This window comes from Levilactobacillus enshiensis (assembly GCF_007115095.1).
GTDB classification, from domain to species: Bacteria; Bacillota; Bacilli; order Lactobacillales; family Lactobacillaceae; genus Levilactobacillus; species Levilactobacillus enshiensis.
Genome location: NZ_SULH01000007.1, coordinates 139424 through 154052, shown reverse-complemented (window position 1 = coordinate 154052; position 14629 = coordinate 139424). Strand labels below are relative to the sequence as shown.

Here is a 14629-nt window from a genome sequence, read left to right as displayed (position 1 = left end):
ACACGGGTCATTACTTTTGTCGGGAACGATTCTCCTGGTGGGCACAACCGATACTGGTTGTTACAGATGAATGCTACCCGCGGCTGCTTTCGTAAGTGAATAGGGGGGATTTCCCATGTTCAGACGGTGGTTGGACGCTGGCTTGATTCTGCTAGCCCTGACCTGTTGGAGCGGTGTGGTCACAGCGCATGCGGCTAGCGACGCTGCCCATGCCTTGGCGACCGCGCCGCAAGGGATTTTACTCAGCAAGCCCAATGCCATCTTAACGGTGGCAACGACTAGTAAGAGCTCTGCTACCGTCGTGAACACGACGAATCCGGCAGCACCCGGAACGCAAGCCGCGGTGGTAACAAACAACGCAGGTCAGTTTGGGTCAACTTGGTCGACGGATGATAATAGTTTTGATTTAACGCACAATGAACAGTTGTCACTATGGCTTTACTTTGGTGATCAGGGAAATGCTGCAACCGATGGCATGGCTGTCGTGTTGCAAAATGATTCCCGGGGCGTCCACGCGATGCCTGACTGGGGGAATGCGCCTGTCAGTGCCGAAACGCTCGGGGTGTGGGGTGTGGCGGCTGGCACCGCGGTCGGGTCGGCAAAGGACATTGCCGCAACAGCGATTCAAAATAGCTGGGCACTGGAGTTTGATACAAACTTCAACGACAAGGCGACGCGCCTGACCACGGGTTTAGATGCCGGTCGGACCACCGCCCACATTGCCTCGGGCTATCCGGGATTGGCAACGAGTTACCTGCCTTTGCTCCCGCCAGCGACCAATGCGCCGACTGGGTATCGCTTGCGCCACAGCGGCGTGATCAGCGATGCGACACAGCCGAATTTCTTGGCTAACGGCGCGTGGCATCATTTGACGTTAACCTGGAACGCCACGGCCCAGACCATGACGTACGCGTTTAACGACAAAAACCCCGTGACCGAAACACCTGAACCGGGCACTCGCCGGACGGTAGCGGTCGATCCGAAGCGGATTGATCCAGACCATACCGGCCGTGTGCGGTGGGGGTTCACGGGGACCACGGGAACGCATGCTGAAGACAACCTGGTCGTCTTGGAGAACGCGCCTGGACTGGTGACGGCGCAGACTTCAGCGCAGTTGACGGATCTAACGCAGGACAAGATCGTTGACCACGACGATGAAGTTGTCAGTCGAGATAAGGTCCAATTGACGTATCATCTCAACTACCAAGGCGGTCGGCGAGTCTGGTCGGCGATTGGTGGGCAGCTCCGTTTGCCAGCAGGGATTGCGTATGCCAAACGGGCTACGGTTACCATGGCTAATGGGCAAGTCACGACGGTCGCCCTTTCTGCGACTCGCGACGGCGCGCTCACAGTCGCCTTTAAGTCAGCGTTGTCGCGGCAGAATCCGTCGGCCACGGTTCAAGTGACGGGGCGGATCCTACCAGTCAGCACCCAGCAAGTGGTTGCCAGTGTCACCAGTATCTTCGCATCATCAGCGTTTGTTGGCACGGCCACGACGCCAACTTTTCGCGTTATGCCCGCCGTTAAGCTTGATTTGGCAGTGACTAGTGCAGATCCATTGGTGCTACCAGACTTGCAGAAAACGACGGTGACGGGAAAAATTGGTGGCTTCACCCGTGCCAATGTGCCACCAGCATTGTGCGTCACGCCGAAGCTGAATGGTGCTACCCTGGCCAGGGTAACGCCGCAAAGTGACGGGACATTTACCCTTTCTCTGGCTGCCAGCCAGCTACAGCCAGGGGCAAATGTGCTGAAGCTGACTGCAGTGACAGCTAGCGGTGACGTTTCTAAAACGGTGACCGTGCCCATCACGGTCACCGGCGAGCTGAAATTTGACACGGTTTCTAGCGAGGAGGGGTTCCAAGCCAGTACCTTGACCGGTAACAGTCAGTTGGTCGGTCGGACCGGCGATTGGCGGCTGGTTGTTCAGGATACGCGCGGAACGGGTTCTCGTTGGACGCTGAACGCACAAGCCACCGCATTGACCACTAGTGATGGGCAGCAGTTGGCCGGGCAACCGGTCTACGTGACCAGCCACGGGTCGCTTCCAATTGGGACGACCCCCACGCCGGTCCTAACGCACGTTACGGACGATAGTGAAGATGCGGGACGCTTCGATGTGGTCGGTAGTTGGACACCGCGGACGGGGATGTTACTCACCGTCACCGATGGCTCAGCAATCGGGCACTATTCGGGAACGATTGTCTGGACACTGAGTGACGCGCCGAGTTAGGCAGCGAGTGATCAGTCCGGTTCACAGTTAAATCAAACGTTGCGTCGTCCGGTAATCCGGCGGCCAACACACAAGCTGGATGCGAACAAGTGCCCAGTCTACCGCGGGTGAACGCCCACAGCGGACTGGACACTTATTTTGTTTTGAAATAGTCGTTAATTGGTTAAGCAAGAGTATGGGGGAGAAACAATGGGAGCAAAACGATGGTTACATTTGGGGTTGGTGCTGGTAATGGCTGGCTTGAGCTGGCAGGGCTGGTGCGTGGGGCACGCTGATGATTTGAGTACCGCTTTGGCAACGGCCCCCCACGGTATTGTGCTGGACAAGACGAATCCGTTTGTGACGACGGAGACCACTAAAAAAAGTTCAGCGACCGTGATGGCGAGTACCAATCCGAATGCTCCCGGGACTCAGGTTGCTGCGTTGACGAGCGGACCGAACCAGTTTGGGTCGATGTGGGCAACGCAACAGGGTCTTTTAGACTTAGGGCGCGACCAGACCATTTCAATGTGGTTGTACTTAGGAAATAGTGACGCGCAGGCCGGGGCGGGACTCGCCTTTGTCTTGCAAAATGATAGCCGGGGGTTGGAAGCAACGCCGGGAAAACGCAAGGGCGTTATCCCTGGTGAAACGCTGGGCGTGTGGGGAGTCGATGATGATTCCCATCAATCTAGTGCCAAAAAAGTGGCAAAGACAGCGATTCAGAATAGTTGGGCGCTGGAGTTTGACACGCAGTGGAACGGGCAGGAAAACGATTCGGCAGCGGGAAAAGCGAATTCATTTGATGTCGGCTATCCCGTGATGCACATTGCCTCGAACTACCCCGGGAAGACGACGACGTATCAACGACACGAGATCGACCATGGTATTATTCACGGCCTCTTGGGGAGCCGCTATACGTACTACTACAACCTGTGGCACAAGAATGTTGTGAACAACGTCAACGAACCGAACTTCTTGTCGAATGGGCAGTGGCATCATTTGACGATACGCTACCAAAAGAAGGGTGGGTTATTGATGTACACCTTCGATGACCGGGACCCGCAAATGCACACGCCACAGCAGGGAATCGGCCGAACCATTGAACTGGATTTGAATCAACTGGATCCGCAGAAAACGGGGCAGATTCGTTGGGGCCTGACTTCGGCAACGAGTGACCAATTTGAAAATCATTTGGTCGTGTTGGAGAACGTCCCGGGAATGGTCGATGTCGATTCGCGGACCACGCTGACCGATTTGGACCGCAAACGGGTGGTGACCTCGGGTGGGCAGGTCAAGAGCAAGAGTCGCGTGCGGTTGGACTATCATTTGGCTTATCGCTCCGGGCGCCAGGCGTGGGCAGACATCGTGGCCCACTTGAAGGTGCCTAAGGATATCGACGTGAAGGAGATCAAGATCGCCTATAGCAAGGGAGAGGAGCAGCAAGTGTCACTGACGAATTTCGCGGATAATGAGCTGTCGGTACGCCTGCAAAATGCGCTGAATGAGGAGAACCGGGCGGCCGTTATCAGCGTCATGGGGCAGGCCAAGGCCGTGACGACCACCAAGACGGTTGAGGCGTTGACCAGTAAGTTTACATCGGCGACGCAGGTTAGTGCCGCGGATACGCCAGACTTTATGATCAACCCCCACGCGCGGATGAGCTTGGAAGTGACCAGTGAAACGCCGATCGTCTTGTCGTCTCGTCGGGATATCGTCGTCGAAGGGACGGCCCGCTTGAAGGGTGTGGACGCTGACGATTCGTCAAAGATCTGGATAAAAGCGCAATTGAACGGAAAGGCGCTTGAGCCGGTTCTGGTGAATCGCGCAGGCGACTTTCAATTGCCGATTTCGGGTGCCCAGATTCAACGGGGGGCCAATCACTTAGAATTGATCGCGATGACCGAAGAGGGGGACGCATCCGCGCCAGTGACCGTACCGATTACGTTGGTGGGAACATTACGGTTCAGTACGGTTTCGCTACGAAGTACGTTTAAGGAGACCGTTCTAACGGGAGAAACAAAACGCGTTCAGCGGGAGAATGACTGGATCTTGAGTGTTCAGGATGAACGTGGAACCGGTGAGCCGTGGACGTTAACGGCCCAGGCAGAACCCTTTAAAACGGAGACGGGTAGGCCATTGGTGGGCCAACTCATCTACGTAGATACTTATCGAACGCGGACAATTGGGGCGGAGGCGACAGAGATTTTGACGCGGCAAACGGACGGAAGTGAAGCGGACACCCTGTATGATGTGGGCAATAGTTGGACGCCGGAAACGGGACTGCTGTTGTCAGTCGGCGGTGGGGCCACGGCTGGTAAGTACCAGGGCACCATTACCTGGGGGCTGACCAACGCCCCGGGCTACGATGTGGACGACGAAGCGTAAACTGAAAAAAGAGCGGGCCAGCCAGACGCGCAAACTGCCTGGTGGCGCACATCTCGACACGATAATGGCAAAAAAATCAGCATTTTCAGAAGATCCTTCTGAAGATGCTGATTTTTTAGTGATGTTCCGGATTTTGCTGCTTAGCCGGTAAGCAGGTTACTGCAATAACCGGGTGATCAATTTCTCGTAAATCGTGATGAAGCGGTGGTACATGTCGAGGTCGACGTACTCGTTGACTTGGTGGGCCGTGATGTTGCCGGGACCAAAGACAATGACGTCGATGTCTGGGTTGAATGCCAGGAAGGAAGAAGCGTCGGTGCCACCGGGAACGCCGACCAATGGGAGGGCTTGTTGCAGTTCAGCCTGCCCGATTTCCTTAGCGGCCTGAACTAGCGGCGCATCTGCCATGGTGTGCATCGGCCGGAGATCGCTGAGAATATCCAGCGTCAAGTCTGCACCTTCAGCGTTGATGGCGGCGATGATCTGCTTGATGGCAGCCGTGATGTCGGCGTTTGGCAGTTCGGGGATGGTCCGGATCTTGACGGAGAGGTCAGCGCTGGCCGGCACCGTATTGATCTGCTCGCCACCCTTGATCATGGTCACAACGGGTGTGACGGGTCCCAGAACGGGGTTGCGATAGTCCTTGATGGAAGCAAAGTAGGCTTCTTCCTTTTGGTAGAAGCGCATCAAAGGGGTGATGGCGTTGTTGCCGATTTCTGGCATGGAGCTGTGTGCGGCGACCCCCTTGGAGTGAACCGTGTACGTCAAGGACCCTTTGTGTGCCAGTTCAATGAAATGTTGTTCGTTGGTCTGGTTAGCGGCCAAGAGTTTTTTGGCGCCCGCCTCGTCGCTTTGCAACATGTATTGAATCTTTTTTTGCAGTAATAGTTGTTTGTGGACACCACTTGGTTCGCCGACAATTAGCGTATCAAGGTCCTTGGCGTAGCCTTCTTTGCCCAATTGTTGGGCACCATATTGGCCGTATTCCTCACCAACGGTGGCCATGAAGCGCAAGGTGCCGTGTAGTGGTACGTTTTGGTCCTTCAAATGGATCATTGCCAGGGCACCAGCCATCAAACCGGACTTCATGTCAGACGTTCCCCGGCCAATCATATTGCCGTCCACGATAGCCGCGGAGAGGGCATCGGCCTGCCACTTAGTCGCGTCCCCTAAAGCCACGATATCTGAATGGCCGTCAAACCCCACGACAGGACCGTTGCCGTCACCGATTTCGGCGACTAGGCTGACACGGTTAGGCGCATATTCAACGGCAGTGCTGTCGATGCCGTGTTGCTTGAACAGGTCGGCCAAATAGTCGGCAACCAATTTTTCGTTTCCATTAACTGTATTTAATTTGACAATGTCGCTCAGTGCTTGTACCACTTCGTCCATGTTAAGACCCACCTTAGTTTTAAATGTAAACCCCGATACTGTGACTAGTTAAGTGAAGCAATCGTTTCTTATCAACTTGATTACAGCACTTTTCGCGGAGTCGGTCAAGAATTCTAGCGTTTTTGCGGGGGCTAGGTTTGGATTGAAGGTGGAAAATTTCAAAACATAGTCTAACCACAATATTGTAATCAAGACTAGGCAACTTGGTGGTCTAGTCGCCTTACCGGCCGGCAGATATGAGCTGGATCGGTGCGAACACAACTTGAAGCCTCGTAAACCCCGAGTCCACAAGCTTGGTTTTCTATTAAGCCAGTAAGAAAATCACTTACTGACTAAGTAGAACGACGCGCCTGAGCTCATATCTGCCGACTTCTCGGCTTACATTGTGCTCTCAGACGACTCTGAGAATAACCGTAACGGTCGTTATCAATTGAATCTAAAAACGCCAGGTAGCTGTGCCCTAGCCGTTGTTTTGATAAAGTCCTGACAGCCGTAGTGCGGCCAATCTAACGGTGCGAATGCTTACCCACACTGAGATGAGACTTGAAATTTATCTTTCAATTTTTAGTTTTGAATTTGATATTGCAGGGTGACTAAAGTGGGAATTATTTTGACAGTGCCGTCACAATGGGCGATTTTGCCCGTCATCCAAGTCAATTTAGACCGGATGAAAATGCAACGCTCCTCCACCAAGACGGCTTAAATATCGTCGATCACGTCGATGACCTGGTAACGGGCGACTTTCCCCAGCGCCAGGAGAAAATCGTTCAGCACGTGGCGGTCGTGAAACGCGCCTTCCAGCATGTAATCGTAGCTCCCGGTCGTGCGGTAGTGGTGGCGGAAATCGTTGTGGTGACGCTTGACCAATTTCAAATAGTCCGCATGTTGGCGGTTTTGAACGGCGACTTGAATGAAAACTTGGCGTGGTCGGGCAATCTTGTCGAGATCGACTTCAATGGTGTATTTCGTAATCACGCCGGTATCTTCCAACCGCTGGATGCGAGCGGCTACAGCTGGGGCGGAGAGGTGGACGAGGTCGGCCAAGTGGCTAGTTTTGATGCGACTATCGCGATTAAGTTCCTTGATAATGGCAATATCGGTTTCGTCTGGCACATTAAACACCTTATTTTCTAAGTTTTTTGGACGGAAAGTCTTTCTTTTTAATATTAACAGTCGGGCTGGAAACGTGTAAAGTGGGAGACTGTTGCGTGACAAAGTTGGTAAGTCTTCTGCTTAGGAAATTGGCAGAAGATTAGTATAATTGAAGACAGTCATGTGAGATTGGGTGAGCTGGGTTCCGATTTTGACAGCTCATCGCGAAAATATAAAAGCAGGGTTTGCAAGTCATCAGTGGGAGGTCACGAATGATAGAATTTAAAAATGTTAGTAAGCGTTATGCCGGTAACCAGGCGATTGACAATCTCAATCTGACCATACCAACGGGGGATTTCTTTGTGTTGGTCGGTCCCAGTGGGAGTGGCAAAACGACCACATTGAAGATGTTGAATCGCCTGATTGCACCGACCAAGGGCGACATTTACTTTGAAGATCAACGCCTAATTGATTACGATTTAACACAATTGCGACTGCAAATGGGATATGTGCTGCAAAATATTGCCCTCTTTCCGAATTTAAACATTCAAGAAAACATTGCCATTCAGGCGGAATCGCTCGGCTGGCCGCGCAAACAACGGGTCGAACGGGCACGCGCCCTGCTGAAACAGGTCGATTTAGATCCGGATCAGTACGCTACCCGGATGCCCAATGAACTGTCTGGTGGGGAACAGCAGCGAGTCGGTATCATCCGTGCACTCGCCATCAAACCCAAGGTGGTCTTGATGGACGAACCATTCAGCGCGCTGGATCCGATTTCGCGTAAACAGTTGCAGGACCTGGTTCTACAGTTGCACAAGGAGCTCCAGATGACCTTCGTGTTCGTCACCCATGACATGCACGAGGCATTGCGGCTGGGCCAACACATTGCCGTGATGCGGTTGGGGCAGCTCCAACAGGTGGGAACGGGTGAAGAGATTATGCAGCATCCGGCCAATGAGTTTGTGCGTGGCTTTTTTGAAAATGAGCACGCCCCGCGCCCCGATACCGTCCAGTCATTACTCAATGCGGGTTACGGGGTGGCGACGACTGAAACGGAAACGTTAGCGACAACGGCGACGGTCAACGAGTTGGCGGCAGCCCTGAAAGGCAACACCTCGGTCGTGGTGGGCACGGGAACGACAGCGCGGTTGCTTGGCACGCCGGATCTTCTCGACTATTTGGCAACTAAGGAGGCAAACTAGTTGGCACAGATTATCCATATTCTACGAACGCAGGGCGGTGACATCGTCAATTCGATTGGTCAACACATTGGGTTGTCGCTGATCTCACTGTTGATTGCCGCCATCATCGCCATTCCCTTAGCGATTCTCTTGATGAACCATCGGCGCTGGGCCAAGGTGATGCTTCAGATTACCAGTATTCTCCAAACGATTCCTAGTCTGGCACTGTTGGGGATTCTGATTCCCATCGTCGGCATTGGGACCGTCCCCTCGATCATTGCGTTGGTCATTTACGCGGTGATGCCAATTTTCCAAAACACCTATTCTGGGCTGACCACCATCGATCCCAATTTAGAGGAAGCGGCGACCGCGTTTGGGCTGTCGCGGCGGATGAAATTGTTCCGCGTTGAGCTACCACTGGCCTTGCCCATGATCATCTCCGGTATTCGGATCGCGATGGTCATGATCATTGGGACCGCCACCTTGGCTGCTCTGATTGGCGCGGGTGGTCTGGGAACTTATATCCTGCTGGGAATTGAAACCAACAACAATGCCCTCTTAATCATTGGGGCCGTGTTGTCGGCCATCCTGGCGCTGGTCTTTGGCGCGGCGATTGATTGGCTGGGAAAGCTGTCGTTTAAAAAGGCGGGGATCGTGCTCCTAACGTTGATCGTCCTAATTGGTGGTTTTGCGGGCTATCGTAAGCTGGCGAACCCCCAGACGACCATTACGGTGGCTGGTAAATTGGGAAGTGAGCCCGAAATTCTGATCAACATGTATAAGGACTTGATCGAGCATGACCATCCCAACATCAAGGTGACGACCAAGGCTAACTTTGGCGCAACCTCCTTCCTGTTCAAGGCGCTCCAGTCGGGGTCGATTGACATTTATCCCGAGTTTACCGGAACCGTGCTGGAGTCGTTGGTCACGGGTGAGAAATCGGCGAGCCACGACCCTGCGAAAACCTATCAGGTAGCCAAACAGGCGCTTAAGACGCAACACCAGCTAGCCTACCTGAAGCCGATGAAGTATCAAAACGGGTATGATCTGGCGGTGACTAAAAAATTTGCGCAAAAATATCAGTTGAAGACGGTTTCCGACTTGGTCGCCGTTGAGGACAAGGTCCACGCCGGGTTTGATCCGGACTTCCATCAGTTGAAGGATGGCTATCCAGGCCTCAGCAAGGCGTATGGACTGAAATTTGCCAGCGTCAAGACCATGGAGCCGTCGATTCGCTATAAGGCCATCGCCAATGGCAAGGTCAACTTGGTCGATGGGTACACGACCGATCCCGAAGTACAGGAGTACCACCTAGTCGTTTTGAAAGACGACAAGCAGTTCTTCCCACCCTATCAGGGGGCCCCGTTGATGACGGAAAAATTGTTGACGGCCCATCCCGAATTGCAGCCAACGTTGAACAAATTAGCGGGTAAGGTGACCACAACGGATATGCAGAAGATGAATTACCGGGTCACCGTCAAGCATGAGAAGGCCGCGACCGTGGCACGGGACTATTTAAGAAGTCATGGGTTGTTGGATTAAAATCAACGCTTGACAGGTGGGAATAAGAGTCCTAAACTTATCACTAATTTCTAATCGGTTTGTCATAAATAAAGCTAGGAGAAGAGTAGTGGTGTTGTCGTTGTGCAGTGAGCCCGAACGAGTGGGAACGGGTCGATGACGAACCATGAAGATGAGCTCCTAAGAGCTATCAAGCGGTTCACGCTACTTGGTCGGTAGGAACCGTTAACTTTCCGGGTATCAACTGGTACCGTTGAGGCAAGGTCTGCGAGGACTTTGTGAACTAGGGTGGTAAAACGACACGTTCGTCCCTTGAACTAAGCAATTAGTTTGGGGGAGGAGCGTGTCGTTTTTTAGTTATGCTGACCGATTAGAAAACAGGGCGACCTATATCGTTGGACTGGCAACGGCCATTTTGCCGTTACCAACCCCTTGAGATTCCCCGAGCGGTGCACGCTGGGAGGATTGCGGGCAACGTGCTTGCTGAATGTGCGCTTCACGTTGCCAGTCGAACGGTCTAAGTCCACCCACTTTAGGAGGAAATCAAACATGACAACGACGACAGAAAATGAGTTCCCTTACCGCTATGACATTGTGGGTAGTCTCTTACGCCCCGCAACCCTCAAGGATGCCCGGGCAAAATTTGCGGCGGGTGAGATTGATGCCGACCAACTGAAGGCCGTCCAACGTGCCGAGACCAAACGTGTCGTTGGTGAACAGGTCGCCCTGGGGTTGAAGGCTGTTACTGATGGTGAGTTCAATCGGAGCTGGTGGCATCTGGACTTCTTATGGGGTCTAAATGGCGTTGGTCACTACGACTATCAACAAAGCTATAAATTCCATGGCAGCAAGACCCGAACCGACAACGCCGACCTGGTGGGCAAGATTGCGTTTAACCCGGATCACCCCTTCTTTGAGAGCTTCCAGTATCTGCAGTCACTGGTACCAGCAGGTGTGCTGGTAAAGCAGACGATCCCCTCACCAACTATGTTGTTCCGGGACAACCGTAGCGATAACTGGCACGACTTTTATGAGACCTGGGATGCGTACCTAGATGACTTGGCCAAGGCCTATCATGAAACGATTCTGCATTTCTATGAATTGGGTTGTCGTTACCTGCAACTAGACGATACGACGTGGGCCTTTCTCATTAGTAAGCTCAACGAGACGGTTGACGATGCGACCGCTCACCAGACGTACGTGTCCTTGGCCGAAGACGCGGTTCGGGTCATCAACACCCTGTTAACGGACCTGCCGGACGACTTGACGGTGACCACGCACATTTGCCGGGGGAACTTCAAGTCAACGTACCTGTTCTCTGGCGGCTATGATGATGTGGCCGACTACCTGAGCCAGTTACACTATGACGGCTTGTTCTTGGAATACGACAGTGATCGGGCTGGGGACTTCACGCCGCTTAAGAAAATCTGGAATAATGACCCCAATAAGAAACTCGTCTTGGGATTGATCACGTCGAAGTTTCCTGAATTGGAGAACGAAGACGACATCAAGACCCGGATCAAAGATGCCGCTCAACAGGTGCCACTAGCCAACTTGGCCCTGTCCACCCAGTGTGGCTTCGCTTCGACTGAAGAAGGCAACCAACTGACAGAGGACCAGCAGTGGGCCAAACTGAAATTGGTCAAGCGAATCGCTGACGATGTTTGGGGGAGTTAAATTAGTGTAAATTGACCGCACTGCGGCTGCCAGCTTGGTGGTCCGGTCGCCTTACCGGTCGGCAGATATGGGCTGGATCGGTGCGAACACAACTTGAAGCCTCGAAAGCCCCGAGTCTACAAGCTTGGTTTTCTACTAAGCCAGTAAGAAAATCGCTTACTGACTAAGTAGAACGACGCGCCTGAGCCCATATCTGCCGACCTCTCGGCTTACATTGTGTTTTTGGACGACAATGAGGACGTAATGTAACGGTTGTTATTAGTCGAATCAAGAAATGACAGGTAGCAGTGGTCTACAGCTATTGGCGTGATAAAACACAGTCAGCGCCGGAGGAGGCCAGGGATGGAGCCGGCCGTGAAGGTGATGTTAGCTGGCGTTTTTTTCAGCCAGCTTACTTCACGGGCGACTTTGGAGACACGTGGTTTTCGGGGCTTCAAAGCGAGCGAGAAGACTGGTGTCCTGCCAGTCTGAAGCGTCCCCACAGCAGGCGGAATCCCTGGCAGCCGGAGTGCGCCCAATTTAGACAAATTTAACGGCGTAAATGCTTACCAATGCGGGGATGCGGTCTGGATTTTATCGTTTAACCCTTAGTCAATTATCAGAATAACGATCAGGCGCTATCAGCGGACGAACTGGTAGCGCCTTTTTCATGCCTAGATTAGGAAAACTTAGCGTAGATATTAAGTTAATTTACCTTTTTAGCCACTTGGAATTTAGCAGGTAGAGTGGCAATCAACTGGTCCCAAGTGGTTTAGTGGGAGATGGTGAATTTGACAGAAAACGGCGATGGGTTTCAGCTAGCGCCTGGCCATAATTCTCGCGGGTTGCAAGTTCAACCTAAAAAGATGAGATCAGGCTAAAAACGCCGGAATGATAACGGTTGTAGAGCACTTGACGCCGCATAGCAGCTAGCTAATTTGTCACGGTGCCTAAATCGCTAGGACGGGTTCTGACCGCTAAATAACCCCCTAAATCAAGTGCCACGGAAACGACTATCCCGGCCTGTCAACCCTAACAGGTAATCGCTTTCAAAAAAAGTGAGGATGGTTTACAAACTATTTACATAGACGACACAACCTCGTTACATGGGCCGCGTACACTTGCCCCATACTTAAGTAAGGGGAGTGGCGAGATGTCGATTGAGTTAAACGCATTGGGGAAAGCGTACACCGCTGATAATTGGGTTTTGCAAAACGTGACGGCGCACATTGAGAGTGGCGAATTTTTCGCGATTGTCGGGCCTTCTGGGTGTGGGAAAAGTACGTTGTTACGGATGATTGCAGGGTTAATTCCAATTTCGACCGGTGAACTTCAGATCGACGGTAAGGTGGCAACGGACTTGCCACCGAAAGACCGCCAGTTAACGATGGTATTTCAGAGTTATGCATTATTTCCATTTTTATCGGTCACCGACAACGTGGCGTTTGGATTGAAGGCCCGGAAGTTTCCCGCCAAGGAAATCGAAGAACGGGTCACGAAGGCCATCAAATTGGTTAACCTGGAAGAATTCAAGGACCGTCGTCCCCGGGACTTATCTGGTGGGCAACGGCAACGGGTCGCTTTAGCGCGGGCAATCGCCAGTGATGCCAAGATATGCCTAATGGACGAACCTTTATCCAACTTGGACGCCCAACTCCGAATCAAGATGCGGACGGAATTGCGGAATCTTCAGCAAGAATTAGGACTGACCGTGATTTACGTCACGCACGACCAGGTCGAAGCGATGACCATGGCCGATCACATCATGGTGCTTCACGACCACAAGATTCAGCAGATTGGCACGCCCCTCGACATTTACAACCGGCCAGCCAACACCTTCGTGGCCAGCTTCTTTGGGACGCCACGGATGAACCTGTTACCGGCACGGGTGACTGCCGACCGCGAATTAACATTGGCCGATACGTTGAAATTAGCGTTACCAAAGCCATTACCAGTTGCGGACTACATTGTCGGGATTCGACCAACGTCGCTGTACTTGCTCCCTCAAGGAGAGGGTGAGCCCAATGCGCAGGTCAAGACCGTTGAATACCTGGGTGCGCAAATTTTACTGGAGGCCGAACTCAGTGATGGGACACCCATTGAGTTGACCGCTGATCCCGATGACGTTTACCGTACCGGCGATTGGCTGTCCGTCGGCGTTGATGGCAATGCGTATGTCTTTGACCATGCCGGGGAAGTCCAGTTTATGGTGGAAGGAGGTCGCCAACATGCAAGCAGAAGTCACGCCAGCGCCCAAGCCTAAGGTCGATCAGTCGGCGGCGATTAGTCACAAGCGGGCCAAGGGGTACAACCTCCACGCCGGTGACAAGTACTACGCGTTTGCCTTTCTCGGACCATCACTGCTGGTACTGGGAATCTTCGTCTTTTATCCCATGTTGCGAACCCTCTATCTGAGCCTCTTCTTGACCAATAACCTGGGTCGGCCCACGGTCTTTGTCGGCTTGAAAAACTACATCGGCCTGTTGACCTCTAGCGCCTATCAAGCCAGCCTGCAAGCCACGGCCATTTACGTGATTGGGGTCGTGGCCTTGACCCTGATTCTAGGATTACTGTTGGCCCAACTGGCGGTCAAAAAGCTTGCCGGAATTCAATGGTTCCGGACGATTTTCTCCGCTACGATGGGGGTTTCCGTCTCCGTAGCCGCTATCTTCTGGCTGTTCATTTTCAGTCCGTCGATTGGGCTGTTCGACCAGATTGGGAGCTTCCTCCATTTGCCGATTGTGGCTTGGTTGACGCAACCGGGTCCGGCCATGACCGCCGTCATCATTTCCACGGTTTGGATGAATCTCGGGTTTACCTTCTTGATTCTCTTTGGGGCGTTACAAATGGTGCCCCAACCGCTCTACGAAGCGTCTGCCATCGAAGGGGCGTCCGAGGGCTACCAGTTCTTCCACGTGACCATTCCGATGATCTCGCCAACACTATTCTTCACGTCAACGGTCACGTTGATCGGGGCCTTCAAGAGCTTTGGGTTGATCGACCTGATGACGGCTGGGGGGCCTAACAACGCCACCAACCTGATGGTTTATCGGGTCTATCAAGATGCCTTTTTAAGCGGCAACTATGGGTTGGCGAGCGCCGAATCCGTGATTTTGGCGGTCATCATTGCCCTGTTTACCCTGCTGCAATTCAAATTCCTTGAGAAACGGGTGACCTACTAATG

The 14629-nt window shown here is 52.9% G+C and carries 9 protein-coding genes; 7 read left to right on the top strand and 2 right to left on the bottom strand.

Annotated features, from left to right (window positions below; genetic code table 11):
* The first annotated feature begins 115 nt into the window (after positions 1 to 115).
* The gene (locus FAY32_RS08900) at positions 116 to 2233 is read left to right on the top strand and encodes a WxL domain-containing protein (RefSeq protein WP_143463079.1); all 2118 of its coding nucleotides are present in this window, start codon (positions 116 to 118) and stop codon (positions 2231 to 2233) included.
* A gap of 189 nt (positions 2234 to 2422) precedes the next feature.
* Positions 2423 to 4600, top strand: coding sequence for a WxL domain-containing protein (locus tag FAY32_RS08895; RefSeq protein WP_143463078.1), 2178 nt, complete (start codon positions 2423 to 2425; stop codon positions 4598 to 4600).
* A gap of 156 nt (positions 4601 to 4756) precedes the next feature.
* Here FAY32_RS08895 and FAY32_RS08890 read toward each other — a convergent pair whose 3' ends face one another.
* Both FAY32_RS08890 and FAY32_RS08885 read right to left on the bottom strand, forming a co-directional pair.
* Positions 4757 to 5992: an ArgE/DapE family deacylase gene (locus tag FAY32_RS08890; protein ID WP_143463077.1), complete on the bottom strand. Its 1236-nt coding sequence runs from the start codon at positions 5990 to 5992 to the stop codon at positions 4757 to 4759.
* Positions 5993 to 6691: 699 nt separating this feature from the next.
* Positions 6692 to 7105 carry an Lrp/AsnC family transcriptional regulator gene (locus FAY32_RS08885; protein ID WP_143463076.1) on the bottom strand — a complete coding sequence of 138 codons (414 nt, stop codon included), beginning with the start codon at positions 7103 to 7105 and terminating at the stop codon, positions 6692 to 6694.
* 251 nt (positions 7106 to 7356) lie between these two features.
* Here FAY32_RS08885 and FAY32_RS08880 point away from each other — a divergent pair, with 251 nt between their 5' ends.
* From FAY32_RS08880 to FAY32_RS08860, 5 genes are all read left to right on the top strand, one after another.
* Positions 7357 to 8289 (top strand): ABC transporter ATP-binding protein, encoded by a 933-nt coding sequence (locus FAY32_RS08880; protein WP_143463075.1) that lies wholly within the window; start codon positions 7357 to 7359, stop codon positions 8287 to 8289.
* Positions 8290 to 9810: an ABC transporter permease/substrate-binding protein gene (locus FAY32_RS08875; RefSeq protein WP_143463074.1), complete on the top strand. Its 1521-nt coding sequence runs from the start codon at positions 8290 to 8292 to the stop codon at positions 9808 to 9810.
* Positions 9811 to 10338: 528 nt separating this feature from the next.
* Positions 10339 to 11466, top strand: a complete 1128-nt coding sequence (locus tag FAY32_RS08870; RefSeq protein WP_143463073.1) for a vitamin B12 independent methionine synthase — start codon at positions 10339 to 10341, stop codon at positions 11464 to 11466.
* A 1132-nt stretch (positions 11467 to 12598) separates the two neighbouring features.
* On the top strand, positions 12599 to 13708 hold the full coding sequence (locus tag FAY32_RS08865; protein ID WP_143463072.1) for an ABC transporter ATP-binding protein: 1110 nt from the start codon (positions 12599 to 12601) through the stop codon (positions 13706 to 13708).
* Entirely contained in the window at positions 13674 to 14627 is a 954-nt protein-coding gene (locus FAY32_RS08860; RefSeq protein WP_143463071.1) for a carbohydrate ABC transporter permease, read from the top strand. Before FAY32_RS08865 ends, FAY32_RS08860 begins: the two co-directional genes overlap by 35 nt.
* Positions 14628 to 14629: the final 2 nt, after the last annotated feature.

Excerpts from the sequence above, each read along its gene's own strand:
- FAY32_RS08895 (WP_143463078.1), top strand. The coding sequence starts at position 2,423 with ATGGGAGCAAAACGATGGTTACATTTGGGGTTGGTGCTGGTAATGGCT.
- FAY32_RS08860 (WP_143463071.1), top strand. The coding sequence starts at position 13,674 with ATGCAAGCAGAAGTCACGCCAGCGCCCAAGCCTAAGGTCGATCAGTCG.
- FAY32_RS08900 (WP_143463079.1), top strand. The coding sequence starts at position 116 with ATGTTCAGACGGTGGTTGGACGCTGGCTTGATTCTGCTAGCCCTGACC.
- FAY32_RS08890 (WP_143463077.1), bottom strand. The coding sequence starts at position 5,992 with ATGGACGAAGTGGTACAAGCACTGAGCGACATTGTCAAATTAAATACA.
- FAY32_RS08865 (WP_143463072.1), top strand. The coding sequence starts at position 12,599 with ATGTCGATTGAGTTAAACGCATTGGGGAAAGCGTACACCGCTGATAAT.
- FAY32_RS08870 (WP_143463073.1), top strand. The coding sequence starts at position 10,339 with ATGACAACGACGACAGAAAATGAGTTCCCTTACCGCTATGACATTGTG.
- FAY32_RS08880 (WP_143463075.1), top strand. The coding sequence starts at position 7,357 with ATGATAGAATTTAAAAATGTTAGTAAGCGTTATGCCGGTAACCAGGCG.